The organism is Archangium sp. (genome assembly GCF_036388035.1).
GTDB lineage: Bacteria > Myxococcota > Myxococcia > Myxococcales > Myxococcaceae > Archangium.
The window spans coordinates 1-23,076 of the sequence record NZ_DASVSO010000361.1 but is presented as its reverse complement, the minus strand read 5'-3'; the positions used below and the strand labels follow the sequence as shown (position 1 = coordinate 23,076).

The window sequence follows — 23,076 nt, the reverse complement described above, 5'->3', positions numbered from 1 at the left end:
TCGGTCGCGCCGCGCGCTACCGCTTTTCACTTCGTGGCTCGCAGCGGAAGGACGGCGCGAAGCCGCTCATCGCGCAGCCACAGCCCCACCCAGAAGAACGCCGCGACGTAGAGGGGGAAGAGCACGTGGCTGAAGAGCGGGTTGCCCAGCCGGACGTGGGTGGCGACCGCGCCTCCGAGGTAGCCCGTCCACAGGACGGCCCCCAGCACGGAGGTCCTCGGCACCAGGTACACGAGGAGGCACACGAGCTGGACGACGCCCAGGCCGAAGACCACGCTCTCGGGATAGCCGAGCTGGCTCGTGCCTTGCACCGCGACGGGCAGCTCGAGCAGCTTCATCCCGGCATCGAACAGCATGAAGAGGACGGCGAAGCCGCTCAGGAAGCGGCCCCCCCACAGGGCCTTCTTCGAGCCGGGGGCAGCGGCGTCCGAGGTGCGAATCTCCGGGGGGGTGCCTGAAACGGGGTGGGCGTAGGTCGCGGTCATGGGTCCTCCTCAAAATGGATTCGAGGCTTGGACTCCCCCGACCGGGGAAACTCATCGGTCCCGCATTAAAAAAGTCGGCCCCCTGGCCGCTCGGTCAGCCGCCGGCCGCTACGCCGGGAGATGGGGAGGCAGGCCGAACAGGGGGAAGAGCGTCTCGGTGTCGAGAAACGAGTTCCACCCGGCGATGCCGTCGCCCGACACCTCCAGCACGATGAGCGCGAACGGCTTGTGGCCGCCGTCGGGGGCGGGGCGGTACTGCCCGAACGCGGGCGAGCCGCAGGCAGCGCTCGGGATGAGCCGGGAGCCTCGGCAGCCCGAGCCGCGCCCGAGGAGCCACGTGCGGATGTCCTCGGGACCGCGCAGCCAGAGCGAATACGGCGGCATGGACAGCGTGGCGTCCTGGTGGAGCAGGCCGACGAGCGCGTTGACGTCGTAGCGCAAGAACGCCTCCACGTAGCGCTCCAGCAGCTTCGCCTGCTCCTCGGAGAGCGGCTCCCGGGCCTCGGCGACGTTCCGGCTCGCGAGCGTGGCCCGGGCTCGCTGCAGCGCGCTGTTGATCGAGGCGACCGAGGTGTCGAGGCTCTCGGCGACCTCGGCCGCGGACCAGCCGAGGACCTCGGTCAGCAGCAGCGCCGCCCGCTGCTTCGGCGGCAGGTGCTGAAGGGCCGCCACGAACGCGAGACGGATGCTCTGTCGGAGCACGAGAAGTTCGGACGGATCGGCGTCCGCGGGGAGCACCCGGGCATCCGGCACGGGCTCGAGCCAGTGGGTGCGCGGCAGGCTGTTGAGCACATCCTCGGTGGTTCCAACCGGGCCGCACTCCATCGGGCGGGCTCGTCGCGAGCCCTCGGCGAGCATATCGAGGCACACGTTCGTCGCGATCCGGTACAGCCACGTCCGCAGCGACGCGCGCCCGTCGAACCGGTCGAGGGCACGCCAGGCTCGCACCAGGGTCTCCTGCACGGCGTCGTCCGCATCGACGACGGAGCCCATCATCCGGTAACAGTGGCCCGTCAGGGCCGTGCGGTGTTGCTCAAGCTGCGTTGCCGCGATCTGCATGCGCGGAAATTATGTGCGCTCGGACTCCGAGTCCACCCGGTTACGGTTCCCCCGGGCTCAGCGTGGGCCCATGCGGCCGTCCCGCTTCGCCTCCGTGTCCCCCTCGCGCAGCGCGGCCTTCAGCAGCGTGTGCAGGTCCAGCGTCGTGCGCTCCACGCGGCTCGCCTTCGACAGCGCTTCCTTGTAGCCCGCCGCCACGTACGCCTGGAAATCCGTCGTCGCCAGCCGGTACGTCCCCTCCGGCTTCACCGGCTCGTAGCCGGCGCTCGGGTTGCTCGGGTCCTTCAGCACCTGGAGCCCCTCCACCCGCCCGTCCTTCACCTCGTAGCGCACGCCGCTCTGCTGGCTGTAGCCGTCCGTCTCTCGCTTCGACTCGCTCAGCGCCACCCAGTCCACGAGCTGGACTCCCGTCACCTCCGCCGTCACCACTACGTTCCGGTACGGAATGGCCCCGTGGAAGTCCTCCACCTTCACCTCCCCCGCCGGCAACCCCGCTCGGAAGCCCGCCGCCATCGCGAAGAAGGCGTGCGCCCCCGCCGCGCGTCGCAGCACCTCCGTCGCCCAGTTGCCCACCTCCGTCTCCCCCATCGAGATGCCCTCGTCTCCCAGTGGCTTCTCCAGCCGGCCCAGCACCTCGAAGCGCTCCGGCCTCTTCGCCTCCAGTGCTCGCTGCAGTTCCGCCACCTTCGCCGCCGTCTCCGCGTCCTCCCGCTTCGTCCCGTCCAGCTTCACCAGTCCGCCACTCACGCGCTCCAGCGTCTTGCCCCGGAAGTGCAGCTGCACCCGCGCGAGGTAGGTCAGGTACTGGTACGGCGACACGTAGTACGTCCTCGTCCCCGGCAGCACGCGCAGCTCTCCTTTATAATGAGAGTGCGAGCCCAGGATGAGGTCGATGCCCGGCACCTCCCGCGCCAGTGCCTCGTCGTCCTCGCGCAGCTGGTGGCCGATGAGCACCACCGCGTCCACGCGCTCCTCGGTGCGCAGCGCGTGCACCGCCGCTCGCGCCGCCTCCTTCTCGTCCGTCCACCGTGTCCCCGCCGGCAGGTTCTCCGCCTTCACCAGCCGCTGCATGTCCGGCCCCGCCACCGCGAAGAAGCCCAGCCGCACGCCCCCCACCTCGCGCACCACGTACGGCCGGCCGTCCACCTGGAAGAAGGGCGCGCCGTCCGCTCGCACCAGGTTGGCGCACAGCAGCGGGTACTGGATGGCCGCACGGCACCGCTCGAACGCCTCCGCCCCGTAGTCCAGGTCGTGGTTGCCCAACGCCATCATGTCCACCACCCCGTTGAACCACGGCCACTCCACGCACCCGTACTCGTCACTCCACGTGGGCACGCCCTTGTTCAACGTGTCTCCCCCTGACACCACCAGCGTGTCCGGGTGCGACTTCGCCTCGCGGAGATAGGCCAGCGCCCTCGCCACCCCGCCCTGTCCCGGCTCTCCCTCCGAATAGAAGGGCACCGCGTGCGAGTGGTAGTCCGTCATCCCCACCAGCGTCACCGTTCGCGTCGTCTGGCAGGCCGGGAGGAAGAGGAGACAGGTGAGGAGGGCGAGGGGCGTCTTCATGGGCAGGCGGGACTCCTTGCCGCTCCCCATCACACCCCGCGCCTCGTGGCGTCAAGCTACGTGCGGCGCAGCAGCGCGACGCCCACCAGGATGAGCACCACCGCCGTGACGCGGGCCACCGACAGCTCCTCGCGGAAGAGCAGGACGCTGAAGCCGAGCGCCAGCGCCGCCTCCAGCCCGAGCACCGCGAGGTACACCACGCCCATGTCCTCCCGGCGCATCGCCAGCGACTGGAGCACCGCCCCCAGCCCGAACAGCGCCAGGAACGCCAGCGTCGGCAGCGGGCGCGAGACTCCCCCCGCCAGCTTCATGAAGATGCCCCCCGACGCGAAGCACGTGGCCGCGAGCAACAACAGCACCCAGTCGAATCCCGACGCCATGAGCGCTCACCGTCTCACGGGAACGCCGGCAGTGGCGAGACGTCCGGCGCCACCCACTCCCGCCGCGCCGCCTCCGAGTCCAGCGTCTCCTTGCGGTAGTGGCGCGTCAGCAGCCCGCCCTCCAGCAGCTCCGGGTGCGCCTTCAGGAAGGAGTCGAACGGCTCCACTTCCGGCGTCTCCCGCAGCGCCCGGTACACGTGCGCGCTCCACGCCCGCGTCACCGTCTCGTGGTACTTGCCCGCCGCCCCGAGGGACGTGGCGTAGCGCTGGATGGTCCCCTGGATGCGCGCATAACCCGCCTCGGGCCCGTGGCGCCGCAGGTACAGCCACCCCAGGCGTACGTGCTCCCGGTGGCCGAAGCGCTCCCCCGGCCACGTCGCCGCCTCCACCGCCGCGAGGAACTCGTCGTCGCCCGCCGTCTCCGGATTCATGTCCGCCTGTCTCCTGCGTCTCCCGAGGGGAGCGGGGTTCTTCTCACAGCCGCTCGCCCTTGGGGAGGGCCCGCCTACTCCCAGGAGAAGGCGTACTCGCCATCCAGCCCGTGCGTCCACTCGCGCGCCACCCGCACCCCGCGCCCGCCCGCGGCCCGCAGCAGGGCCTCCAGCACCCCCTCGTGACACGCCGAGGGCAACAAATCCCCGTGCAGCCGTACGCGCCCGCTGCTCGGCCCCGTCCACACCACCTCCCGCGCCCCGAAGCTCCACGACTGCCGGTAGAGGTCCGGCACCGTGTCCATCATCCGCCTCGGGCTCCCGGAGGCCAGCAGCACCGCCGCGCGCCCCACCGGCGAGGCCAGGAAGTCCGCGTTCGCGTGCCGGCCCAGCTCCCGCAGCGCCCCCTCCATGCACCCGAACCGTCCCCGCAGCTTCCTCGCCGCGCACGCCAGCAGCCGCAGGAAGGCCTCGAGCGGATAGCTGAAGTAGTCGAGGAAGCGCTCCTCGCCACTGGCCTCCAGGCAGCACCGCACCGCCTCCGCGTCCCCGAGCTCGCGCACCGCCGCCAGCGCGCCGTTGAAGAACACCCCGCGCACCGTGTCCTCCGGCGCCGCCTGGGACAACCTCCACGCCAGGTCCCGCTCCCAACCGCACGGCGATGCCGTCCCCGTCCTCACTTCGCTGCCCATGGGTCGCGCTCCTCAGTGGACTGCCTCACTTCAGGGCTCCCCGAGGTGCACCGCCTGTGCCGGATTCCAAAACTCTCGGAAATTTCGTCAGACACCGCACACTGGGCGTCCAGGCGACCCTCCGCGCAAAGCCCCCCGTCCAGAGGCCAACACCGGACTCGGAAGCCAGGCGCAAAGCCTGCGCCCCCACCCCCGCCCCTCGCCCGCAAACCTTGCGCGCTCACCCCCAGGAGACGAGGTACTCCGAGTCGAGCTCCCCCAGGCGCTGCCCCCGCACCTGGGGCGCGGAGACCTTCAGGCCCTCCAGCGCCGCCAGCAGCACGCCCTCGTGGTAGGCGCACGGCAGGAAGTCGCGCCGCATGAGGACGCGGCCGCGCGAGGGCCCCTCCCACGTCACCGTGCGCTCCCCGAAGTTCACCGCCGCCCGGTACGCCGAGGGCAGGTTGCCCACCAGCTGCCGCGGCTGCCCGCGCGACACCAGCACCAGCGCCCGGCCCGTCGCGGACTTGAGCATGCCCCCCATCGACTGGCGCCCCAGCCGCCGCTGCGCCTCCTCCCAGCCGCCGCACAGCGGCGCCAGCACCCGCGCCGCCACGTCGTTGACCCGCAGGTAGGTGCCCACCGGGTAGTTGAAGAACTCGACGAAGCGCGGCTCGCCCGCCACCTCCAGGCACGCCTCCACCCCCGCCTGGCCACCCAGGGCCTTCACCGACTCCAGCGTGCCCAGGAAGAGCAAGCCCCGCACGGTGTCCGAGACGGTCGCCAGCGCCACCCGCCTCTCCATCTCCTCGCGCAAATCCTGCGCTTCCTGGTCCTGCCCGACCTCACGGATGCTCACGCTCACGTCCCCTCCCTCTCGAGGTACCCCACTCCCGCCGTCTGCTTCCAACCGGAGGACCCTCGGAGTGTGGCACCACGCACCCTAACCATGCCCCTTCCGCACGGCACCGCACACCCGGCGCCTCGCGCGTTCGCTGTCCAACGCCTCCCGGAGCCCCAGTGCGCGCTCCCACACACTGCCCCCACCGCTTCGGAAGCCCGCCTGCCGCGGACACGTACCATGGCGGGCGTTGTACGCATGGGCTCGAATCCCCTTCACCCACCCCGCTCCTCCGGATGCGTCGAAAGTGAAGCAGCGCGCTCCGATGCCCCCCAGGCCGGCACCCGTCCTCGTACTCTCCCTCTCTGGACGAACATTCATTTTCTTGATTTCTCTGAAATTCCGCCATTGCTTCATCCTTGACGCGGGAGGCATCAGAGATGACGGCCATGACCGACAACCCCCTCCTGCCGCGCAGCGAGCGCAAGCCCCTGTACGTCCAGGTCGTCACCCAGCCCGCCATCCACGGGTGCTGGGCGGTCAACATCAGCGAGACGGGCATCGGGCTCATCGCCACGCCGCGAGGCCCCGAGGAAGGGCCTCGGGAGGGCGAGGAGCTGGAGATGGCCTTCACCCTGCCGGACACGCGCACCCGCATCCGCGTGCGCGGCGTGGTGCGCTGGCGGCATGACCCGCCGGAGCGGGACGAGGGCGCCATCACCGCCCTGGGGGTGAGCTTCAACGCCTTCGAGGGCTCGGACGGGGTGACGCTCAAGCGCTACCTGCTGGACCACCAGCTCTACGTGGCGGCGGTGTACGTGGAGGAGGGAGAGCTGCGGGCGCTGCGCGACGCGCTGGAGGGCCATGTGCGCCTGCGCTTCGCGAGCTCGGCGGAGGACGTGGACACCCTGCTGGGGCGCGGGGACATCTGCGCGCTGCTGGTGTGCGGGAGGGACGAGGCGCGGGCCATCGCCCTGGTGGAGCGGCTGGCCTCGCGCATGGCGGAGTCGGACCCCAGCGGCGCGGGGCCGGCCAGTGACTTGTCCCCCCGCATCCTCTATTGCGCCCCGGCGGTGCCGGCGCGGCTGGTGGAGCTGTTCAACCAGGGGAAGATTTTCAGGGCCCTCACGCCCCCGGTGCAGCCCGGGGCGCTGCGCCAGGCGGTGCTCCAGGCCAGCCGCGAGCTGGGCCTGCGCACCGAGCAGCGACGCGCGGCGCTGGAGCTGGAGCGCAACCTGCTGCGCGAGCGCGCGCGCGAGGCCCCCCGGCCCTCCCCCGAGGCGGACGTGGCCGAGGAGCCCGGCTTCCGCAGCCCCGCCATGCGCGAGGTGCTGGAGCTGGTGCGCGTGGCGGCGCCCCACCGCGTGGCCGTGCTGCTGCAGGGCGAGACGGGCACGGGCAAGGAGGTGCTCGCGCGCGTCATCCACCGGCTGAGCGGGCGCAGCGACATGCCCCTGGTGGTGCAGGACTGCGGCGCCCTCACCGAGACGCTGCTGGAGAGCGAGCTCTTCGGCCACGTGAAGGGGGCCTTCACCGGCGCCGTGGCGGACCACCCCGGCCTCTTCGTGCTGGCCGACGGCGGCACCATCTTCCTGGATGAGATCGAGAACACCACCCCCAACCTCCAGTCCAAGCTGCTGCGGGTGCTGGAGAGCGGAGACGTGCGGCCGGTGGGGGGCACGCAGATACGGCGGGTGGACGTGCGCATCATCGCCGCCAGCAACCGGGACCTGGCCGAGGAGGTGCGCGCCGGGCGCTTCCGCAGCGATCTCTTCTACCGCCTCAACAGCTTCACCATCGACCTGCCGGCGCTGCGCGAGCGCCCCGAGGACATCCTGGACCTGGCGCGCTACTTCCTGGCGCACTTCAACCGCACCCTGCGGCGCTCGGCGAGCGGACTGGCCGGGGAGGCCGAGCAGCTCCTGATGTCGGCGCGGTGGCCGGGCAACGTGCGCGAGCTGCGCAACTGCATCGAGCGCGCCGTGCTGCTGTCGGGGCCCGAGGAGCTGGTGACGCGCCGGCACCTGCCGCCCGCCCTGGTGGCCGCCAGCACGCAGGCGCTGCGGCAGACGGTGCGGGTGAGTGGCGCCGGCTCGCTGCGCGACAGGCTGGAGCAGATGGAGCGGGAGATCATCCGCGAGGCGCTCGAGCGCCACGGCGGCGTGGTGCGGCGCGCGGCCGCCGCGCTGGAGATGGACCCGGTGACGCTCGGCCGCCGGGTGCGGCGGCACGGGCTCATGACCAAGGAGCCGTGAGGAAAGTGGCGGCTCGGGTGGTTAGTGCTTGCCGAGCTCGTGGTCCCAGTCATAGAGCTTTTCGAGCAGACCCGACGTGCACGCACTGGACACCCGATCGAATGCCCGTGGGTCGAGCGTGGCGAAGCGCTCACGCTGGAAGGTTGGATCGGCCAGCACCTTCCGGTGCTTCAGGTCACGCGCATACGCGAGGGCCCGAGGCATTTCCCGGAAAATGGCCTCCAGGCTGTCCTCCCGCGTCGCCCGTGCCATGCGCTCCACCGCCCTCTCCAACCGCGCGAGCACCGAGCCTTCTCCCTCCGGACACCATGCATCCATGGCCCAGGCACAGGAGGCTTCCATCAGTTCCTCCAGCGTGAGCGAGGCCTCCAGGGTCCTGAAGAGGTAGCGCACGGACTGGAGCGGCTCCCAGAAACGCAGCACCGCTTGGAGGCGCTGCGCCGTGCGCTCCGCGCTCATCGGAGCGCCTTGGGCAATCGCGAAGTACAGCGCCCCCCACGCCGTCTCGCGGCAGAATGCCTCGTAGCGCTCATCCACCTCATACGTGTTCGGCCAATCCAAGGCCTCCCACAATCCATTCATGACATCCGACACCATGTACAGCCGCCAGCTCGGGCGCTCGTGCTGGAAGTCGACCACATTCTGCGTCACCACCACCTCGCCGGGCTGTACCTCCAGCAGCTGCTGGGGGGCGGGGAAGGTGCCGGCCTCTCGATACTGGTGGCCACACCGCAGGCCCTCCTCTCGCGCCTTGCGCTGGACCGTGGGGTAGAGGCCATGCAGGAAGGAGGGCAGCTGAAGGGACGGAGGCTTCCTGGACGACATGGTGCGCGTCCTATCAAATCGGGTCCTCATTGAGAAAGGGACGTCCCCGCGGCCGCAGGCACCTGTGCCGGGGCAGCAGCGGGGGGCGCTCGTGCTGGGAAGGGGATGACCTGTCCACCTCCCTGGGTGGGAGGCCGCTGCATCCCCGTGCCCGAACCCATCTGTCCGAAAATCACTCCCGAGAAGAATGCCGTCGCGGCGGTGCCGATGCCGTCGATGACGATGCCCACGACCCCGCTGAAGCTGGCGAGCCGTTCGCGTCGGCTGACAAGTCCTTGCACGGCGTGACCCACCCACCCGCCGTACTGCCGCAGTTCCTGCTCGGTGATTTCCACCCACTGCCCGGCTTCATACGCTGCCGCCTCGGACTCGAAGCGTTGCTGGCTGCGCGTCCACCGGTACTGGACCACTCCTGGCTCGGTGGTCCACCACTCCAGCCGCCAGATGTACTGCCCCTGGGCGAAGCGGATCAGGATCTCGCCGCGGAAATCCGTGCCACCCGTGAAGCGTTTGCCGACCAGGAGAGCCCGATTCAGCGCGGCCAGGTAGGCCCGGGCTTGCTCGCGGCCTTCCTGGAGGCCCTGATCATTCCCAGGTTTTATCTCGAAAAGACTCCGGCTGGTGGCATCGGCGATGTCAGGGCAGATGTTGCGCTCATTTGGGAGCAGGAGGGATGTGTCCCCGAGATGTGATTGCCTCACGATGGTGAGGATTGTCTCCTTGTTGTAGTAGACTTGGCGTCCCGGGTGATTCACCCCGTACATGTATGTGATGAGCCGGTGTGCGGCGTTGCCGAGGAATATCTCCCAGGGCATCCGCGAATCCGGATTCCTGCCAGGAACCGTGTAGCAGCCCTGGACGGTCGAGGCGGAAGCCGTGGCGCAGCCAACGAGCACCCACGAGAGCAGCAGGGCCGCCCAGCACCACACGGCCCGAGACCAGGACAGACGCACGACGCCAGCACTCACGGACTCTCCCCGCTCCGCTCACCCGGACAGGTGCGGGCGGGCGCTACTCCAGCACGCAGCCCTCGCGGGCGCTCACGAAGCGGGCCTTCTCGCCCCACAGCAGCGCCGCCGCCGTCTGCACGCTGCGCTCCTGGTAGTCCACGCGCAACGTGGCCACCGCGGGGCTCGCCGCCGTCCAGCGCCGGCAGTACTCCTCGCTCATCTCCATCACGAAGACGCAGGAGCAGAAGTCCTTCGCCGTGTACGAGGTGACGAGCTGCAAGTCATTGTTGTCGTAGGGCGCCTGCACCGTCTCGCCCCTCCCGCAGGAGAGGACGGCGGCACCCACGACCAGCAGGGCAAGGCGGCTCATGGCAGCTCCTCCACCACCGCGAGCGCCAGCTTCAACAGCGTGTCCAGGGTGAAGCTCCCGTCCCGGTCATCCGCCGTGCGCACCACGATGAGGTCCTTCGAGGGAATCACCGTCACCGACTGGCCCCAGTGCCCACGCGCCGCGTAGGCCCCCTCCGGCACGCTCGGCCACGGGAGCGTGTTCTGCACGCCCGGAATGCGACGGTTGAGCCAGAACTGCCAGCCCTGCACGTCCCCCTCGCCCCAGTCGTAGCGCTTCAGCTTGATGGGCTCGGACACCTGCGTGGACCGCTCCACCCAGCCCTCCGGCAGCACCCGCCCGTTCGCCCAGCACCCGTCATGGAGGTAGAGAAAGCCCAGCTTCCCCAGGTCCCTCGGCGTGGCGTGCACGTACGAGGAGCCCACCACCACGCCCTTGCCGTCCCGCTCCCAGGTGGCGCTCTTCATCCCCAGCACGTCGAACAGCAGCGGCCACGCCCAGTCCTTGCCCAGCGAGGGCCGCAGCGCCCCATCCAGCACCCCGGCCAGCAGCGTGGTGTCCCCGGACGAGTAGTTCCACGCCGTGCCCGGCTTGTCCCGCAGCGGGTGCGAGGCGACGAAGGACGCCATGTCCTTGCGGCCCTCCCCGTACAGCATCGCCAGCACCGAGGACGTCTGGTAGCTGCCCCCGTTCTCGTAGTTCTCGTGCCAGTCCAGCCCCGAGCCGAACTCCAGCAGGTTCTGCACCGTGATCGCGCAGCTCTCCCGCCGCTTCACCTGCACGTGCTGACAGATGGAGTCGTCCAGCGCCACCGCGCCCCGACCCACCGCGATGCCCGTCAGGGCGTTCGTGAAGCTCTTCGACATCGACCAGGCCAGGTGCCGCTTGCTCGCGTCGAAGCCGCGCCCGTAGCGCTCGTACACCACCTGCCCGCGGTGGATGAGGAGCAGCGCGTCGGTGCGCACGCCCTTGCGCTCCTCGTCCCTGCCCTCGAGCTTGAAGGCGTAGTCCTCCATCGCCTGGAGCTGCGCGGCCCTCGACGCCACCCTGTCCTTGGCCTCGGGCCAGTCCTCCGTGGGCCAGTGGGGACGCGGGGGGCAGTCGGCGGCGCTCGCGGGCAGCGCGGTGGACAGCGCCACCGACAGCAGCGCGGGCAGGGTGAGCTTCTTGGACAGTCGACTCATGGGGCTCGCCTCAGAAGGTGTAGCGCAGCACGGGCACCACCAGTGCCCTCGAAGTCAGGGGGGCCTCCGCCACGGTGCGCGGCGGCTCGGGGACTCGCGTCAGCGTGGGCGGCGGCACCGGCGCCGTCGCGCGCATCGTCAGCGTCACCGCCGTGGGCAGCACCAGGGCCTCCACCAGCGTGAAGAGCGCCGCGTCCCCCAGCCTGTCCACCGTGGCCCCCAGCAGCACCGCCCCCGTCACCGCCAGCACGTGCACCCCGAGCGCCACCCACACCGCCGGTTGGAAGCGCACGCTCCCGGGCCGCAGCGCGTTGCCCACCAGCCACTGCGCCCCCGTCACCGCCAGCGGCGGCAGCGCCAGCAGCAGCACCATCGCCGGAGCCGCCGCCAGCACCAGGTTGCTCGACAGCGAGCCCACCCACGCGCTCAACGCCAGCGTCGCCGGCACCGCCACCACCGCCGCTCCCGCGCCCGTCGCCAATTCCAGCGCCATCCACCGCAGCGGGTTGTCCACCCCCGTCTCCGCGGGCTGCTCGGGCAGCAACCGCGCCGACTCCGGCGCCGCACGCGACGCGCCGGGTACCACCAGGAGGGCCAGGGCCAGGGCCAGGGCCAGGCCGGGGCGGCTGCCCCCTCCAGCCCGCCGCGCATCCGTACGCAAGAGGAACATGGGCCGCTGTCATATCACCGACACCTCTCGCCTGCTTTCTGGGTAGGGGGCTCTTTCCGTTCTTTCCAGTTCATGCAAGCGTGCATATCCGCCCCGTGCCTGACTCGAAGCACATCCCGCAACGCTGGCATCCGCTCGCGCGGCTGGCCCTGTTCGCCCTCGCGTATGGCGTCAGCACCTGGGTGGGCAAGGGGCTCACCGCTCCGGGCGAGCGGGTCTCCGCCATGTGGCCCTCCAGCGGCGTGGCGCTCGCCGCCCTGCTGTTGTCGCGCTTCCGCGACTGGCCCGCCCTCCTCCTCGTGGCCCTCGTGGTGAATCCGCTCAGCTTCGCCCCGGGCAAGGTGCCCTCGCCCGTCAGCTTCGCCCTCTCCGCCGCCAACGCCCTGGAGGCGCTCACCGGGGCCCTGCTCCTGCGCCGCTACGTCGGCTTCCGTCCCTCACTGGAGCGGGTGCGGGACGTGCTGGCGCTCGGGGTGGTGGGGGCCCTGCTGAGCCCCATGCTCAGCGCCACGCTGGGCGTCACCTTCCAGGCGCTCCACGGCCGGTTCCCCTGGGCGGACTGGGCGAGCCACTGGCGGGTGTTCTGGGTGGGCAACGCCATGGGCGTGCTGCTGGTGGCCCCGGCGCTCCTCGCGTGGGCCACGCGGGGCCTCGAGGGCTGGAGCCGCGCGCGCCCGTGGGAGCTCGCGGCCCTGCTGGGGACGCTGGGGCTCACCATGCACCTGGCCTTCCTCCTGGCGCCCCTCGACGCCGGCTTCTACCACCCCGTCAGCTCCCTCGCCCTGCCCTTCCTCCTCTGGGCGGCGCTGCGCTTCGAGGCCCGGGGCACCGCCGCCGCCCTGCTGGCGCTGGCCTCCGTCGTCATCCTCCACACCCTGGCCGGCCACGGCCCCTTCGCCACGGGCCCGCAGGGCAGCGGCACCTCCGGCGAGCGCGTCGTCTTCCTCCAGGTCTTCCTCGCCGCGCTGGCCAGCTCGGGCCTGCTGCTGGCCGCCGCCCTCGGCGAGCGCCGGCAGGCCCAGGAGAAGGTCTCCCACCTCAACCGCGAGCTGCGCCAGTCCCTCGCCGAGCTGGCCGCCGCCCAGCAGGCCCTGGTGGACCGCGAGCGCCTGGCCGCGCTCGGCGAGCTGTCCGCCAGCGTCGCCCACGAGGTGCGCCACCCCCTGGCCGTCCTCTCCAACGCGGTGGCCGCCCTCACCCGCCTCGCCCGCCCCGAGGACAACAGCACCGCCTGGGAGTTGCTCGGCGTCATGGGCGAGGAGGTGACCCGGTTGGACCAGCTCGTCCACGGGCTGCTGGACTTCGCCCGGCCCGAGGAGCCCCAGCTGCTGTCCCAGCCGCTCGGCTCCGTGGTGGAGGGCGCGCTGGACGCCGCGCTGCGCTCCGTGCCGGGCTCCTCCCAGGTGCGGGTGACGCGCGCGGTGGAGCTGGAGCTGCACTCCCCGGTCGACGCGCAGCTGCTGCACCTCGCGCTCAGCAACGTCTTCACCAACGCCCTGCAGGCCATGCCCCAAGGCGGCTCACTCCAGGTGGAGCTGCGCCGCGAGGTGCGCGAGGGCCTCGCCCTGGCCCGCCTCGCCATCACCGACTCGGGCCCCGGCATTCCCCCGGAGGTGCTGGCGCGCGTCTTCGAGCCCTTCTACACCACCAAGGCCGCGGGCACCGGGCTGGGGCTCCCCATCGTGCGCCGCATCATCGACGCGCACCGCGGCGAGGTGCGCGTGCACAGCACCGTGGGGCAGGGGACCACCGTCGTCGTCCACCTCCCCCTCTGTCTGGCCACGCGCACCACCTCGGCGGCCTGACTCCCCTCAGAACGGGATGGAGTCGTCGTCGTTGCCGCCCCCCCCGCCACCGAAGTCGTCGTCCCCGTGCGGAGGCGGCTCGTTCTCCGAGCCCCCACCCGCGTCGCCGCCGCGCTGACGGGCGATCTCCGCCTCGATGGAGGCCAGCAGCGCGCGCTCGCGGTCGTGCCAGCGGGACTTGCTCGGGTCCCCCAGCGAGCGCCGCGCGCCGTTGGCGTAGTACTCGAGGTCGCCCATGCTCGCGCCCCGGATGGGGCCGCCCTTGCTGCGGCCGTAGTTGGGGAACACCCCCCCGTCGCCGCCGCCCCCTCCACCGCCACCGCCACCGCCGGACGAGGCCGCCGCACGCCTCGGCGCGGGCGCCGCCGCGTCGGGCGTCGAGCCGATGCTCATCTCGCCCAGCTTCAGCGAGAAGCCCTCCCCGTTGCGGAACGCCGTCCCCACCCGCACCTGCTCCACGCGCCCGTCCGGACGCTTCACTGCCACCGTCACCGGATAACCCTGATCGCTCATGCCCGCCGGAAATCACTCCCGCTCGGCCCTGTCAACGACTCCCCGGGGCAGAGGTACACGGGCCAACCCGACCGCCGGGCAGGCGAGCGTCATGGGGCTCCCGGGCCTCGGGCCGGGGCGCGGGCACACCCCGGGCGGGACCCGCCCCCAATAAGGAGCAGGGCGGGCCGGGGCGTCCACCCACGAGGGGCTCAGCGCAGCTCGACGCGCTCCTTGCCACCCTTCTTGCGCACCCAGGCCTTCGGCTTGGGCGGCGTGGCCGGCTCCGGCCTCTTGGGGGCGGCCTCCTGGAGCTCCTTCGAGGCCGCGCGGCCCCGGGGCAACACCACCTCGGCCACCGACTGCGGCTCCGCGTCGTCCTTCCAGGCCTTGGGCCGCCGGTCCGTCTTCACCAGCAACCGCAGCTTCTGGTAGTGCGCCGAGCAGTACCCCTTCGAGCGCGCCGGACGCTTGCACCCGATGACGGCGCACCTGCGCCCCTCGGACTCCGCGGCGGCGCTCGCCGCGGGACGGCCCCGGGGCGCCGGCACCACCTCCTCGGCCTCGGGCTGACGTCCCCGGGCCGCCGCGCGCCCCGCCGGCGTCGGAACCGTCACGCCCGGCAGCGCGAGCTTTAGCGAGTTCATCCGCGTGGCCAGGGGCGCCAGGCGCCGGATGATGTCCTCCAGCTCCTCGAGCACATCCAGGCTCGCGTCCATGCGCGCGACGGCCTTGTGCATGGGCGCCAGCCGGGTCCGCAGCTCCGCCTGGACCATCTCCCGCAACGGTTTCTCGATCGACATGCGCGCACCATATGCCACCCAGGGGCCCATACCGCCAGTCCCACCGACCCCCGCCGCCCCCCACTCTGTCGACCCGCACACTCCGCGCCAGCGTCCACCGCCGCTCACCCAGCGCCGAATGCTGCGGCGCTCCCGCCCCGCTTGGGGCATGGTGCGCGCCGACCGCTGGGCACCGAGGAATGCGAGACATGACCCACGATTCGACCGATTGGCAGTGCATCAACACCATCCGCACCCTCTCCATGGACGCGGTGGAACAGGCCCACTCGGGCCACCCGGGCGCGCCCATGGCGCTGGCACCCGTGGCCTACCAGCTCTGGCAGCAGGAGCTGCGCTACGACCCCACCCAGCCCATCTGGCCCAACCGGGACCGGTTCGTGCTCTCCAACGGGCACGCCTCCATGCTCCTCTACAGCCTGCTGCACCTGACGGGCGTGCGCCGCGTGAGCGAGGAGTACGACGTCGAGGACCAGGTGGCCGTCTCGCTGGAGGACATCAAGAAGTTCCGCCAGCTCGACAGCTCCACCCCGGGCCACCCCGAGTACCGCTGGACGAGCGGCGTGGAGACCACCACCGGCCCGCTGGGCCAGGGCGTCTCCAACTCGGTGGGCATGGCCATGGCCAGCCGCTGGCTCGCCGGCTACTTCAACCGCCCCGGCTTCGAGCTCTTCGACTACGACGTGTGGGCCCTGTGCGGGGACGGTGACTTGATGGAGGGCGTGGCCAGCGAGGCCGCCTCGCTCGCCGGCCACCTCAAGCTGTCCAACCTGTGCTGGGTCTACGACAGCAACCACATCAGCATCGACGGCAGCACGGAGCTGGCCTTCACCGAGGACGTGGGCAAGCGCTTCGAGGCCTACGGCTGGCGCGTGCTGCACGTGGCGGACGCCAACGACCTGGACGCGCTCTCGCAGGCCTTCCGCACCTTCAAGCAGGACCGGGGGCTGCCCACCCTCATCATCGTGCGCAGCGAGATTGGCTGGGGCGCGCCCAAGAAGCAGGGCACCGCAAGCGCCCACGGCGAGCCGCTGGGCGAGGAGGAGCTCAAGGGCGCCAAGCGCAAGTACGGCTGGCCCGAGGACGCGAAGTTCCTCGTGCCCGACGGGGTGCGCGAGCGCTTCGCCGAGCGGCTGGGCAAGCGCGGCCAGCAGTTGCGCACCGAGTGGGAGGCGCGCTTCAACGCGTACCGCGAGCAGTACCCGGAGCTGGCCGAGCACCACCAGCGCATGCAGCGGCGCGAGCTGCCACAGGGCTGGGACAAGGAGCTGCCCACCTTCCCGGCGGATGCCAAGGGCGCGGCCACCCGCGAGACGAGCGGCAAGGTGCTCACCGCGCTGGCGAAGAACTACCCGTGGCTGGTGGGTGGCTCGGCGGACCTCAACCCGTCCACCAAGACGTACCTGTCCTTCTCCGGCGCGATGAAGCCGGGGGACCAGACGGGGCGCAACATCCACTTCGGGGTGCGCGAGCACGCCATGGGCTCCATCATCAATGGCCTCGCGCTGAGCAAGGTGCGCCCCTACAGCGCCACCTTCCTCATCTTCAGCGACTACGAGCGTCCCGCCATCCGCCTGTCGGCCATCATGGAAATGCCGAGCATCCACATCTTCACCCATGACTCCATCGGCCTGGGCGAGGACGGGCCCACGCACCAGCCGGTGGAGCACCTGCCGAGCCTGCGCGCCATTCCGGGCCTCATCGTGCTGCGCCCGGCGGACGCCAACGAGGTGGTGGAGGCCTGGCGCGTCATCGCCCCGCTGAAGCACCAGCCGGTGGTGCTGTCGCTCACGCGCCAGGCGGTGCCCACGCTGGACCGGACGAAGTACGCGCCGGCCTCGGGGCTGGCCAAGGGCGCCTACGTGCTCTCCGACGCCAAGGGCACGCCGGACGTCATCCTCATCGGCACGGGCAGCGAGGTGCACCTGTGCCTGCAGGCCCAGGAGCAGCTGGAGGGCCAGGGCGTGAAGACACGCGTGGTGAGCATGCCCTCGTGGGAGCTGTTCGAGCAGCAGGACGAGGCGTACCGCGAGCAGGTGCTGCCCACGGCGGTGCGGGCGCGCGTGGCGGTGGAGAAGGCGGGCACGTTCGGCTGGGAGCGCTTCGTGGGCCTGCGCGGCGCCGTGGTGGGCATGCGCTCCTTCGGTGCCTCCGCGCCCCTCAAGCAGCTCCAGCAGAAGTTCGGCTTCACCGTGGACAACGTGGTGAAGGTCGCCCGCGAAGTCATCGAGCAGGCGAAGAAGTAGTCACCGGCTGAAGTGAGGGTCTTCCCTGGTGCCACCCGAGGGGTGGACGGGGAAGGCCCGGCCAGGACAGAGGAGAGTCATGGGATTCACGTTGGAGGTCGACAACTACCGCGCGCTCCGGAAGGTGCGCTGGAGTCCCTCCGGGGTCTGCGCCATCACGGGCCCGAACGGCGCGGGCAAGACGACCCTGCTGTCGACCATCGAGTTCCTCCGGCACTTCCTCGAGCGGGGCATCCAGGGAGCCGTCGAGTTCTCGGGGGGAACCGCCAGCATCAAGAACCAGCAGGCAGCCTTCAAGGAGCGCATCCAGTTGATGCTGGGTCAGGGCCCATGTTCCTGGACGGTTTTCGCTGAGCTGAAACCCCCTTTGCTCCAAATCTCAGAGCAGGTGTGGAATGGAGACGAAACGGTTGCGGGACAAAACCCTGACTCGAATTGGGTATTCGTCCAGGAGCATGAGCTGACCGTCACAGGGGATTCCGTCTTCTCGCATGCCATGAGCCTGCTTCCCGCCGAGCAGCGAGAACGGCTGAAGGGCCTGCATGGGCTCGCATCGACCTTCCGCCTGTATCAGAACCTCCAGTTCTGGAGCCTGCGCACGACGGGCTCACCCGCCACCGCGGACCTGTACCTCCACTCGGACGGGCGCAATGCCTTCTCATTGCTGCGCAACTGGAAGGCTGGCCGGAAGGAGCACGAAGAGCGCTGGTTGTTCGTCCGGGATGGCCTGCGCGAATGCTTCCCCGAGCTTTTCGAGGACCTCGAGTTCCTCGCGGCCGGCCAGACCGTCACGGTCCAATTCTTCTTCCGGGGCCTCCGGCAACCCATTGACGCCTACTCAGCGCCCCACGGGCTGCTCGTCGCCCTGCTCCACCTGTGTGCCATTGCCTCCGCACCGGACGGTGGTGCCGTGGCCATCGACGAGCCGGAGAACGGTCTGCACCCCTACGCCATCCGGACGTTGATGGAACTGGCGCGGGCTCGCGCCGCGGCCAAGGACGTGACCATCCTCCTCGCCACGCACTCGCCGGTGGTGCTCAACACCTTCAACACCGAGCCCGAGCGCGTCTACATCATGGAGCCCGAGCACGAGGTCCTCCCCGTGGCACTCACCGAGCACAGCGATCCGGAGTGGCTCGCCCACTTCTCGCTCGGGGACCTCTACAGCGATCAGACCTTCGGAGCCCAGAGGCGTCCACCCCCGTGACCGTCCGGGTTCAGCTCATCGTCACGGGGGAGCTCGAACGCCTTGGCCTGCACCTCTCCCTGCGAAAGCTCTTCGCCTCCATTGAAGCGGACGTGGAGTTCCTTCCTCCGCTCAAGACGCAGGACTTCACGTCCAATCGCGTCGGAGCCTTGCTGCCCAAGGAGTTGGCCACCCAGTCGCTCGCCGCGAAGCTCGCGCGGAGTCTGGTGAGCACGGTGTACCCCGGCCGCGGCGGCAAGCTGCAAGCGAACCACGTCATCGCGGTGGATGACCTGGAGTTGGTCAACGCGGATCAACCCGAGCACGTCCTGGAGTACTTCCGCCACGCAGTGCGGGCATACGTCGACAACGAGTTCCCCACGACCACCACCCGCGAGCGGGTGTACCAGGCGCTCGCCGAGCGCGGCTCGTTCCACCTGCTCGCCCCGATGGTCGAGTCCTACTTCTTCGGCCAGGCAGCCGCGCTCGAACGGGCCAAGGCAACCCGGGCTCCCAACCGCTTCGACACGGCTCGCGACCTCGAGGACTTCGAGGTGGATGACCCGGCCTACCTGGCACCCGCGCCCTCCTCCGCGCCCTGGAAGACCGAACCACGCCACCGCCACCCCAAGAACTACGTCCGGTACCTCTGCGACCCGACGGGCACTCAACTGCGTGCCTATCGCGAAACCCACGAGGGCCTTGATGCCCTCGAGGGACTCGATTGGGCAGCGGTCCTCGGTAACGAAGCATACTCCGCCTTCGCGCGGGCACTCGTCGACGATGTCGCCGATGCCTTGAACGTTCCCTCGCCGTGTCCCGGAACCTGCTCGCCGCTGACCACGCGCAAAGGAGACGGCCTGCTACGGAACATTTGATGCCCGCGCCGCCCGCCTCGCCTCCCACTCGGGGCGTAGCAGGCCCCACACCTGCTGGTCCTCGCGCTGGCCGTTGATGACGTAGTGGCCCCGCATCACGCCCTCCAGCGTGAAGCCGAGCTTCCTCGCCAGCCCCTGCGAGGCGAGGTTGTGCCCCGAGGTGCCCAGCCACACGCGGTGCAGGAAGGGCAGGGAGAACAGGCGCTCCAGTGCCATCGCCACCGCGCGCGTGCCAAGGCCCCGGCCCACGTACGCGCTGGAGAGCATGTAGCCCAGCTCCACGCGGCCCTGGACGCGAGACAGGTCCCTCGCGGCCACGGTGCCGATGATGCGCCCGTCGAGCTCCACCATCCACCGGAAGCCCTTGGCGTTCGGGTCCGTCACGTCACCGCTGGCCTCCCGCAGACGCTCGAGCAGCCCCTCACGCGTCTCCGGCTCCAGCGGCAGCATGCGGCGCGCGAGGGGCTCCTCGCGCATGGCCATCCATACGTCCACGTGCTCGGCCAGGGCGGGAACCAGTCGAAGGTCCGGGGTCGTCATGGCACGCCACTGTAACCGCACCCGGGAGCACAGACGCGTCGTCCCCGAGTCCCGGGAGCGCCGCACCTCGCCAGACGGCCGAGCGCATGCCGAGCTGATGCGGTCTCGCGAGCCGCGCCCGTAACCCCTCGGCATCAGGCCCTTTTCCCTTCGCCTCGCGCTCCGCCGTGGAGCGGCCTGACAGGCAAGCCCCCGCTGCATGACGCGAGGGGATGCCTCAGCTTCCCGACCGCAAACGCATCACGACACAGGGGGGAAGACACATGACCAGGACGAAGCTTCTGCTGACGGGCCTTCTCGCGGGCGCGGTGGCGTTCGGCACGGCGTGCAAGACGGACAAGGGCAACACGAACACCGGCACGGGTACCGGCACCGACACCATGGCGACGGATGCCGGCATGGGCGGCGCGGGCTACGACAACCCGGACCACAGCCGCATGGGCGACAACCCGGTGCCCGAGGAGGGCATGCGCGAGATGGAGCCGGGCGTCCACGAGGGCAACACCGTGGAGGAGCCAGGCACCGGCGGCACGGGCCTCGAGCCGGAGCCGATCGACAGGACCGACCGCATGGGCGGCGAGACCGGCGAGGAGCCGCTCAACCCGGGCGCTCCGGCCAACACGGATGACCCGATGCCGCATGACGACGGCATGCGCGCGCCGAAGCAGTAGCGCCGCCGAGGGTCGGCTCCGCGGACCTCGACCTTCCGGGCGCGCGGCGCGCGAACTTGTCCACTAAGTGTACAGGTTGCTCGAAAACGCGCCCGGGAGGTCGGCTCACCTCGGGAGGAATCGGCCCACGGGCACGAAGCGCGTGGGCCGAGCCGTTCTCAGGGCGTCGCGGGAGCGGCCTGCTCGCTGGCGGGCACGGGCGCGGCGGCCTCGGGCACCCGCGGCTGCGCGGCTTCCAGCTCGGTGGCCCGACGGCGCCAGAGTTCACGCGCCTCGTCCACACCGACGGCCTGGAACTTCACGGGCATTCCGGGCCGGCGAGCGGCCAGAAGCCCCCAGTCCGCGCGGATGACCACCGCGACGACCGGGTAGCCGCCGATGGTGGGGTGGTCCGGCCCGAGCACGATGGGCTCGCCCGAGGACGGCACCTGGAGGGCACCGCGCACCATGGGCGAGGACAGTCCCGAGCCCGTGTCGGCCTGGGGGAGCGCCGGCCCGCGCAGCCGCATGCCCACGCGGTCGCTCGCGGGCGACACCGTGAAGGTGCTCCCCAGCAGCACCTCCTGCACGTCCGGGCCGAAGCGCGCCAGGTCCGGCCCCAGCACCACGCGCACCTCGGCCTCCAGGGACGGCTCGGCGCGTGCCTCCACCCGGGCACCCCCGCCGACGCCGAGCGGCAGCACGTCTCCGCGCTTCAACGGTCGGCCCTCGAGTCCCCCGAGCCGCGCCACCGGCAGCGTGCCTCGCCCACCGAGCACCTCGGGCACGGCGAGTCCGCCCTCCACCGCCACGTAGCGCACCACCGCCGACTCGGGCGCGGGCACCTGGACGAGCCCACCGTCCTCCACCTGGGAGACGCGGCCGTCCACCGACACCCACGCGCCGCGCCCGTGCAGCCGCAGCTCCAACCGGCCGTAGCACTCCAGCCCCGCCGAGCCCCCCGCGTTGCCCACCGCGCGGTTGCCCAGGGCCAGCCACTCGGGCACCAGCGCGCCCCCGGGAGGCACCCCGTGGTGCATGCGGCCCGCGCGGCCCGCGTCCTGCACCAGCACCGGCCCGCCGACGGCGAGCACCTCCAGCCACGCGTCCATCAGTCCACCCGCTCGAAGCGCACCCGGTCCCCGAGCCTCAGCTGCGCGCCGGACTCGGGCCGGAAGGGCGTGAAGTCCACGGCGGTGCCGAGGAGGTTCCACCCGCCCGGCGAGGCGAGCGGGTAGATGGCGGTGCGCCGTCCGGCCAGCCCCACCGAGAGCGCAGGCACACGCGTCCTCGGCGTGGAGAGCCGGGGCGCGGCGATGCGCGCGTCCACCTCGCCCAAGTAGGCGAAGCCGGGGAGGAAACCCACGGTGCGCACCGTGTACTCGCGCGAGGCGTGCAGCCGCACCACCGCCTCCACCGAGAGCCCCACGCGCTCGGCCACCCCCGGCAGGTCCAGCCCGTCGTAGCGCACGCGCACGGTGACGAGCGGCGCCTCCCCCGCGGGCCCCGAGCCCACCACGAGCCGGCCCAGCACGTGCCGGGGGTCCTCGGGAGGCGCGGCCGGGTCGAAGTACACGCAGGCGGCTTCCTCGCCCACCACCACGTCCACCACGCCGGGCGTGGCCTTCAGGGTGTCCAGCACCACGCGCGGGCCCAGCCGCTCGGGCAGGACGAGCCGCCAGGCGCCCTCGCCGAAGGACTCGGAGCGCAGCGACAGCACGTCCAGCACCGCGCGCACCTCGCGGGCCATCGCCACCGCGCCCGGCGAGTCCCCGTGGACGCACAGCGTGTCCACCGTGCCCCCCATCGCGAGCCGCAGGGCGTTCTCGCGGGCCACCCCGGCGTCCGTCAGCACCGCGCCCGGCTGCCCGCGCGGAATGAGCGAGCCATCCGGCCGCGTGCCCCGGTCCGCGAAGCCCTCGCGCGCATAGGCCAGCCCGGCCTCCTGGGCCACATCGCGCAGCGCGCCCGAGGCCGGACCGAGGAAGGTGAGGCCCGCGCCGAGCGACTCGACGACTCCGGCCACCACGGCGCGGGCGAGCGCGGGCTCGCGGTTGGCCGCGTGGTACAGGGCGCCATGCGGCTTGGCATAGCGCACGGGCACGCCCACCTCGGAGGCGAGGGCCCCCAGCCGGGCGCACTGGGCGGCCACCTGGGCGCGCAGCACCTCGGGGGCGACCGGCAGCTCCTGGCGGCCGAAGTTCGCGCGGTCCTCGAAGGAGGGGTGCGCCCCGGCCCGAGTCCCATGGCGCGCGCACAGCTCGAGCGCCCGGCGCATGGAGTGCGCATCTCCCGCGTGTCCACCGCAGGCGATGTTCGCCACCTGCGCGGCCACGTAGAGCTGCTCATCCTCGTCGGGCAGCTCACCGAGGTCGATGTTGAGGAGGCACTCCGCCATGGCGCTTCCGCCTCTCCCGAGTGGAACTACCAGATGTCCGCGAGCGGCACGCGCAGCTCCGGCACCGAGCGACAGCTCAACACCTCCGAGCCGCCCACGGTGGTGCGCTCGGTATAGGCCTCCGTCTCGGCGTCCGGGGCCCGGTAGACCTCGACCCGCTGACGGTCCACGTCCACCAACCAGAACTCGGGGAGGCCATGGCGCGCGGAGAGCGCCCCCTTCGTGGTCCGCTCCTCCCGGAGTGACTCCCGCGCCACCTCGATGACGAGCAGCGCGTGTCGGGGATGGGAGTCGCGACGCTCTCCCTCCTCGCGACCGACCACGGCGATGTCGGGCTCCGGCACGCTGCGCTCTCCGAGCTGAAGGGGCAGTCGCACGCGCAGGTCATGCTGCTCGGAGAGCTGCCGGAAGAGCA

At 71.3% G+C, this 23,076-nt stretch carries 24 protein-coding genes; 6 read left to right on the top strand and 18 right to left on the bottom strand.

Going from position 1 to position 23,076, the window contains the following annotated elements; all coding sequences use genetic code 11:
* Positions 1-26: 26 nt before the first annotated feature.
* The 7 genes from VF697_RS14685 to VF697_RS14655 all read right to left on the bottom strand — a co-directional run bounded on the left by VF697_RS14685 (position 27) and on the right by VF697_RS14655 (position 5,457).
* Positions 27-485 (bottom strand): DoxX family protein, encoded by a 459-nt coding sequence (locus tag VF697_RS14685; protein WP_331095399.1) that lies wholly within the window; start codon positions 483-485, stop codon positions 27-29.
* 108 nt (positions 486-593) lie between these two features.
* Positions 594-1,544, bottom strand: coding sequence for a sigma-70 family RNA polymerase sigma factor (locus VF697_RS14680; RefSeq protein ID WP_331095397.1), 951 nt, complete (start codon positions 1,542-1,544; stop codon positions 594-596).
* A gap of 57 nt (positions 1,545-1,601) precedes the next feature.
* A complete protein-coding gene (locus VF697_RS14675; protein WP_331095395.1) occupies positions 1,602-3,110 on the bottom strand; it encodes a bifunctional UDP-sugar hydrolase/5'-nucleotidase in 1,509 nt (502 codons plus the stop codon).
* Between the two features lie 56 nt (positions 3,111-3,166).
* Complete coding sequence (locus VF697_RS14670; protein ID WP_331095393.1) at positions 3,167-3,490, bottom strand: DMT family transporter; 324 nt, start codon at positions 3,488-3,490, stop codon at positions 3,167-3,169.
* 14 nt (positions 3,491-3,504) lie between these two features.
* On the bottom strand, positions 3,505-3,921 hold the full coding sequence (locus VF697_RS14665; RefSeq protein ID WP_331095391.1) for a hypothetical protein: 417 nt from the start codon (positions 3,919-3,921) through the stop codon (positions 3,505-3,507).
* A gap of 74 nt (positions 3,922-3,995) precedes the next feature.
* Positions 3,996-4,613, bottom strand: a complete 618-nt coding sequence (locus VF697_RS14660; protein ID WP_331095389.1) for a TIGR02265 family protein — start codon at positions 4,611-4,613, stop codon at positions 3,996-3,998.
* Positions 4,614-4,833: 220 nt separating this feature from the next.
* Positions 4,834-5,457, bottom strand: a complete 624-nt coding sequence (locus tag VF697_RS14655; protein ID WP_331095387.1) for a DUF2378 family protein — start codon at positions 5,455-5,457, stop codon at positions 4,834-4,836.
* 416 nt (positions 5,458-5,873) lie between these two features.
* On the opposite strand from VF697_RS14655, the gene VF697_RS14650 reads away from it, so the two are divergent.
* On the top strand, positions 5,874-7,688 hold the full coding sequence (locus tag VF697_RS14650) for a sigma 54-interacting transcriptional regulator (RefSeq protein WP_331095385.1): 1,815 nt from the start codon (positions 5,874-5,876) through the stop codon (positions 7,686-7,688).
* Positions 7,689-7,709: 21 nt separating this feature from the next.
* On the opposite strand, the gene VF697_RS14645 is transcribed toward VF697_RS14650, so the two are convergent.
* Genes VF697_RS14645 through VF697_RS14625 form a run of 5 tightly spaced genes read right to left on the bottom strand, consistent with a single transcriptional unit; the run spans position 7,710 to position 11,666 of the window.
* Entirely contained in the window at positions 7,710-8,513 is an 804-nt protein-coding gene (locus tag VF697_RS14645) for a hypothetical protein (RefSeq protein WP_331095383.1), read from the bottom strand.
* A 26-nt stretch (positions 8,514-8,539) separates the two neighbouring features.
* Positions 8,540-9,481, bottom strand: coding sequence for a hypothetical protein (locus VF697_RS14640; protein WP_331095381.1), 942 nt, complete (start codon positions 9,479-9,481; stop codon positions 8,540-8,542).
* Positions 9,482-9,524: 43 nt separating this feature from the next.
* Positions 9,525-9,833, bottom strand: coding sequence for a hypothetical protein (locus VF697_RS14635; RefSeq protein WP_331095379.1), 309 nt, complete (start codon positions 9,831-9,833; stop codon positions 9,525-9,527).
* On the bottom strand, positions 9,830-10,996 hold the full coding sequence (locus tag VF697_RS14630; RefSeq protein ID WP_331095377.1) for a serine hydrolase: 1,167 nt from the start codon (positions 10,994-10,996) through the stop codon (positions 9,830-9,832). The genes VF697_RS14635 and VF697_RS14630 overlap by 4 nt, the downstream gene beginning before the upstream one ends.
* Positions 10,997-11,006: 10 nt before the next feature.
* Positions 11,007-11,666: a hypothetical protein gene (locus VF697_RS14625; RefSeq protein ID WP_331095375.1), complete on the bottom strand. Its 660-nt coding sequence runs from the start codon at positions 11,664-11,666 to the stop codon at positions 11,007-11,009.
* Positions 11,667-11,761: 95 nt separating this feature from the next.
* Here VF697_RS14625 and VF697_RS14620 point away from each other — a divergent pair, with 95 nt between their 5' ends.
* Positions 11,762-13,471, top strand: coding sequence for an MASE1 domain-containing protein (locus VF697_RS14620; RefSeq protein ID WP_331095373.1), 1,710 nt, complete (start codon positions 11,762-11,764; stop codon positions 13,469-13,471).
* A 6-nt stretch (positions 13,472-13,477) separates the two neighbouring features.
* Here VF697_RS14620 and VF697_RS14615 read toward each other — a convergent pair whose 3' ends face one another.
* Positions 13,478-13,984: a hypothetical protein gene (locus tag VF697_RS14615; RefSeq protein WP_331095372.1), complete on the bottom strand. Its 507-nt coding sequence runs from the start codon at positions 13,982-13,984 to the stop codon at positions 13,478-13,480.
* A 191-nt stretch (positions 13,985-14,175) separates the two neighbouring features.
* Positions 14,176-14,766, bottom strand: coding sequence for a hypothetical protein (locus VF697_RS14610; RefSeq protein ID WP_331095370.1), 591 nt, complete (start codon positions 14,764-14,766; stop codon positions 14,176-14,178).
* Positions 14,767-14,954: 188 nt separating this feature from the next.
* On the opposite strand from VF697_RS14610, the gene tkt reads away from it, so the two are divergent.
* The 3 genes from tkt to VF697_RS14595 all read left to right on the top strand — a co-directional run bounded on the left by tkt (position 14,955) and on the right by VF697_RS14595 (position 19,073).
* Complete coding sequence (gene tkt / locus VF697_RS14605; RefSeq protein ID WP_331095369.1) at positions 14,955-17,009, top strand: transketolase; 2,055 nt, start codon at positions 14,955-14,957, stop codon at positions 17,007-17,009.
* Positions 17,010-17,088: 79 nt separating this feature from the next.
* Positions 17,089-18,216 carry an AAA family ATPase gene (locus VF697_RS14600; RefSeq protein ID WP_331095367.1) on the top strand — a complete coding sequence of 376 codons (1,128 nt, stop codon included), beginning with the start codon at positions 17,089-17,091 and terminating at the stop codon, positions 18,214-18,216.
* On the top strand, positions 18,213-19,073 hold the full coding sequence (locus VF697_RS14595) for a hypothetical protein (protein WP_331095365.1): 861 nt from the start codon (positions 18,213-18,215) through the stop codon (positions 19,071-19,073). Before VF697_RS14600 ends, VF697_RS14595 begins: the two co-directional genes overlap by 4 nt.
* On the opposite strand, the gene VF697_RS14590 is transcribed toward VF697_RS14595, so the two are convergent.
* Positions 19,059-19,613 carry a GNAT family protein gene (locus VF697_RS14590; protein WP_331095364.1) on the bottom strand — a complete coding sequence of 185 codons (555 nt, stop codon included), beginning with the start codon at positions 19,611-19,613 and terminating at the stop codon, positions 19,059-19,061. The two genes, VF697_RS14595 and VF697_RS14590, sit on opposite strands and share 15 nt — an antisense overlap.
* A 263-nt stretch (positions 19,614-19,876) precedes the next feature.
* Between VF697_RS14590 and VF697_RS14585 the strand changes: the two genes are divergently transcribed.
* Complete coding sequence (locus VF697_RS14585; protein WP_331095362.1) at positions 19,877-20,284, top strand: hypothetical protein; 408 nt, start codon at positions 19,877-19,879, stop codon at positions 20,282-20,284.
* Positions 20,285-20,442: 158 nt separating this feature from the next.
* Here VF697_RS14585 and VF697_RS14580 read toward each other — a convergent pair whose 3' ends face one another.
* The 3 genes from VF697_RS14580 to VF697_RS14570 all read right to left on the bottom strand — a co-directional run.
* Complete coding sequence (locus tag VF697_RS14580) at positions 20,443-21,375, bottom strand: biotin-dependent carboxyltransferase family protein (protein WP_331095360.1); 933 nt, start codon at positions 21,373-21,375, stop codon at positions 20,443-20,445.
* Entirely contained in the window at positions 21,375-22,661 is a 1,287-nt protein-coding gene (locus VF697_RS14575; protein WP_331095358.1) for a LamB/YcsF family protein, read from the bottom strand. Before VF697_RS14575 ends, VF697_RS14580 begins: the two co-directional genes overlap by 1 nt.
* 26 nt (positions 22,662-22,687) lie before the next feature.
* Positions 22,688-23,076 (bottom strand): Uma2 family endonuclease (locus VF697_RS14570; protein ID WP_331095356.1); only part of this gene is annotated, 389 nt, incomplete at its 5' end.